The organism is Bartonella sp. AP88XZML (assembly GCF_042195565.1).
Classification (GTDB): Bacteria; Pseudomonadota; Alphaproteobacteria; order Rhizobiales; family Rhizobiaceae; genus Bartonella.
In genome coordinates this window covers 1-1,160 of sequence record NZ_JBHIOQ010000098.1, presented here as the reverse complement: position 1 = coordinate 1,160, position 1,160 = coordinate 1, and the positions used below count along the sequence as shown (strand labels likewise).

Below are 1,160 nucleotides of genomic sequence, written 5' to 3'. Positions count from 1 at the left end.
TCAATCGTGTAAGCGCAGGGTGTTTACTCAAAATCGCCCAAAAACTGGAAGTTCCCATAAGCTTTTTTTATGCAGATATTGTGACAAAAGAAGATGTCTCAGTAGAAAAAATTGCCTCACACCATGATCAAGAAACATACAGCGAAAAAGAAAACACTCTTTTGAAAAATTTTAGAGAGCTCCAGCCGAAAAAACAAAAAGCAATCTTGTGGCTGATTTCTGATTAAGCAAAAGAGTAACAATTAATATTATTCCATTCATATACCCCTTAAGTCAAATTCAAACCAGCACTCCACACCCCTCCAAATCACGCCATTTTATGGGATATTGATTTTTCTTGCCAATCTCCTGAAATTACTTTATGAATTAGCCTGTGTTTTTTGGTCGTCTACGCAGCGGTCAATAAGGAGTTGTATTCCTTAAAACTTAACACATAAACAATTATGGCTATCCCGGAAATTCCGGGGGCTTTTGCTATGTCCAAGTATTATAAATACTAAAAGCAAAAGGCTGATCGAGTTCAGTGCTTTCAAACTCCCGGAATACCAATGCGAGGGCGCTCGCAACCGGAGGGGGGCTTGAAGTGCAAACTAAAAATCCATATTTTATCGACATTCTGATAGGTAAAAGCGCGATTTATAATCCATATTTCGCACTTTTTTAAAAAGTACCCAATCTTATAGTCTTTGAGATTATTTTGATTTTTCTTGCCAATCTTCTGAAATTACTTTATCACTTAAAGTGTAATTTTGATCGTCCACGCAACGATCAACAGGGAACTAAAAGCCCTAAACCCTAGCGTACAATTGAACCCACTCTTGTGGGTATCCCGGAATTCCGGGAGTTTTTGCTATGTCCAGGTGCGTTTCCGCACTAAAAGCAAAAAAGCTGACTAGGGTTCAGTACTTTTAGACTCCCGGAATACCAATGCGAGGGCGCTCGCAACCGGAGGGGGGCTTGAAGTGCAAACCAAAAATCCAAATTTTATCGACATTCTGATAGGCAAAAGAATTCGTCAAAAAAGAATTGCCATGGGGCTTTCTCAAAAAGAATTAGGAAGCTATTTAGGTGTCAGTTTCCAACAAATCCAAAAATATGAAAAAGGCTTCAATCGTGTAAGCGCAGGGTGTTTACTCAAAATCGCCCAAAAACTGGAAGTT

Annotated in this window: 1 protein-coding gene and 1 pseudogene; both read left to right on the top strand. The window is 39.1% G+C overall.

The window, feature by feature from the left end:
- Positions 1-227: pseudogene (locus ACFIK2_RS09010) on the top strand (transcriptional regulator); the annotation flags it as partial.
- Positions 228-962: 735 nt separating this feature from the next.
- Positions 963-1,160, top strand: a 198-nt coding sequence (locus ACFIK2_RS09005) for a helix-turn-helix domain-containing protein (RefSeq protein WP_375677202.1), incomplete at its 3' end; no start/stop codon positions are given.